Source organism: Neptuniibacter sp., assembly GCF_024231755.1.
Taxonomy (GTDB): domain Bacteria; phylum Pseudomonadota; class Gammaproteobacteria; order Pseudomonadales; family Balneatricaceae; genus Neptuniibacter.
Genome location: NZ_JAAEQH010000097.1, coordinates 1 through 3196, shown reverse-complemented (window position 1 = coordinate 3196; position 3196 = coordinate 1). Strand labels below are relative to the sequence as shown.

Here is a 3196-nt window from a genome sequence, read left to right as displayed (position 1 = left end):
TGTTACGCATTGCTTCATTAAATGTTATTGTTACATTTGAATCTACTGCAACTGACGTAGCAGAATCAAGCGGACTGAACGTTACTGTCGGAGCTACTATATCCGCTGCGGTGAATGTCGCATTTGCTGCTGTGATCGCGTTATCAGAATCATCTTCAACTGTTGTTCCTATAGCCACATATACTACCTGTTCACTTGATAAATTACTTGTAGGATTGATTGTTACTACAGTTTTACCGGCGTTTATTGTCGCGTCAAATGCTATATCACTACCACTGGCATTGGTTTCTTTAAGTGTTAGCAACGCATCTATATTACTGTCAGTTAAAGCCGTGTCATTCGTATTACGTACCGCTTCATTAAAGGTTATTGTTACATTAGAATCTACTAATACTCCGGTTGCTGAATCAAGCGGATCAAATGTTACTGTAGGCGCTATCACATCCGCTGATGTGAAGTTCCAGGTTGTTGTAGCGCTAATTCCTGTGTAACTGTTTCCTGCCGGATCATCAAAAGCTGTCGTGTCTATCTGGACATAGTAGCCTGTCTCACTTGCAAGATCTGATGAAGGATTTATTGTTATCGTATCCGAACCTGAGCCGCTTATATCCGAAGTTACATCAAAAGTCTGTATTGTTGAATTATCGCTTGATTTCTTTATGTATATGTTACCTGTCTCCGCGTCTACATCTTCTGCAAATGTTATCACCAGATTAGAATCCACCGCTACTGCTGTAGCACCGTCTGCAGGCGATAATGTAGATACTGTAGGATCAATAATATCCGCCGCTGTAAATGATGCGTTCGATGCTGTGATAGCGTTATCAGCGTCATCTTCTACTGTTGTTCCTATAGCCACATACACTACCTGTTCACTTGATAGATTACTTGTAGGATTTATTGTCACTACTGTTTTTCCGGCATTTATCGTAGCATCAAAAGCAATATTAGAGCCGCTGGCATTGGTTTCTTTCAGTGTGATTAGCGCATCTATATTACTATCGGTCAATGCTGAATCATCAGTATTACGTACCGCTTCGTTAAAGGTAATAGTAATATTTGAATCTACTGCGACTGCTGTGGCTGAATCCAAAGGACTAAAGGTTACTGCGGGAGGACCATATTGAAATACACTTAGGGAGCTGTCTAAATAGGCTGCCGTATAAACATAACCGTCAGAGTAAGTAACATCATAATTATAATTAAGATAGTTAGGGCTACCGGCACCGGTGATTGCTCCGTCAAGGGATATGTTTCCGTTGGCTATATCTGAGATATCAAAGACACTCAGGGCATCGTCAACGTTACTTGCAACATAAGCGTAATTGCCAGAAACATTGACACCTCGAGCATTAGCAAGATAATTAGGGGAACCGCTACCGGAGATTACTGCTTTGTGGGTTATATTGCCGTTGGCTACATCTGATATATCAAATACACTCAGGGCGTTGTCAAGAGCACTTGACACATAAGCATAATTACCAGAGACATCGATATAAGAGGAATAATTCAGATAATTAGGAGACCCTTCTCCGGTTATTACTGTCTTGAGGGTTAAATTGCCGTTGGCTACATCTGATATATCAAATACACTCAGGGCGTCGTCAAGAGCACTTGACACATAAGCGTAATTACCAGAGACACAGACAGAACGACTACCATCAAGATAATTAGGGGAACCGCTACCGGAGATTGCTGCTTTGTGGGTTATATTGCCGTTGGCTATATCTGATATATCAAATACAGTCAGGGCATCGTCAGCATCGCTTGCCACATAAGCGTAATTACCAGAGACATAGACAGAATTAGCACCATTAAGATAATTAGGGGAACCGCTACCGGAGATTACTGCTTTGTGGGTTATATTGCCGTTGGCTGCATCTGATATATCAAATACACTCAGGGCATCGTCATCAACGCTTGCCACATAAGCGTAATCATCGGAAACATAGACAGAACGACTACCATTAAGATAATTAGGGGAACCGCTACCGGTGATTGCTGCCTTGAGGGTTAAATTGCCGTTGGCTGCATCTGATATATCAAATACACTCAGGGCATCGTCAGCTTTACTAGCAACATAAGCGTAATTGCCAGAGATACAAACAGCCATAGCGTTACCAAGATAATTAGGGGAACCTGCTCCGGTTATTGATGCCTTGTGGATTGGCGTTCCTATATCTTCTGCTGTAAATGTTGCATTCGCTGCTGTTATTGCATTATCTTCATCATCTTCTACCGTAGCTCCTATTGCCACATACACTACCTGTTCTCTTGAAAATCTGCTTGTCGGGTTAATGGTAATAATTGTCTTACCGGCATTTATCGTAGCATCGAATGCTATATCTGATCCACTGGCGTTGGTTTCCTTTAAAGTTATCAACGCATCTATATTACTATCGGTCAATGCCGAATCATCAGTATTACGTACCGCTTCGTTAAAGGTTATTGTTACATTCGAATATACTGCCACTGCTGTGGCTGAATCCAGCGGACTAAATGTTACTGTAGGTGCTATTACATCCGCTGCGGTGAATGTCGCATTTGCTGCTGTGATCGCGTTATCAGAATCATCTTCTACCGTTGTGCCTATTGCCACATATACTACCTGTTCACTTGATAGATTACTTGTTGGATTGATAGTAACAACAGTTTTTCCGGCATTTATCGTTGCATCAAATGATATATCACTGCCGCTCGCGTTGGTTTCTTTTAAAATTATTAATGCATCAATATTACTGTCACTCAATGCGCTGTTGTCCGTTTTTCTCACCGCTTCATTAAATGTAATAGTAACATTTGAATCTACAGCAACTGCTGTAGCTGAATCTAACGGATCAAATGTTACTGTTGGCGATATCACATCCGCTGAAGTGAAGTTCCACGTAGTTGTAGCGCTTATACCGGCATAACTATTACTTGAACTATCATCAAACGCTGTTGTGTCTATCTGGACATAGTAACCGGTCTCACTTGCAAGATCTGATGAAGGATTTATTGTTATTGTATCTGATCCCGAGCCGCTTATATCCGAAGTCACATCAAAGGTCTGTATTGTTGATCCGTCGCTTGATTTCTTTAAGTATATGTTGCCTGTCTCCGCGTCCACATCCTCCGCGAATGTTATCACCAGATTTGAATCCACTGCTACTGCTGTAGCGCCATCTACTGGCGATAGCGTGCTTACTGTGGGATC

1 protein-coding gene is annotated in these 3196 nt (G+C 41.7%); it reads right to left on the bottom strand.

Annotated elements, in window-relative coordinates:
- A partial coding sequence (locus GY843_RS04400; RefSeq protein WP_297306928.1) for an Ig-like domain-containing protein occupies positions 1-3145 on the bottom strand: 3145 nt, incomplete at its 3' end.
- Positions 3146-3196 lie beyond the last annotated feature (51 nt).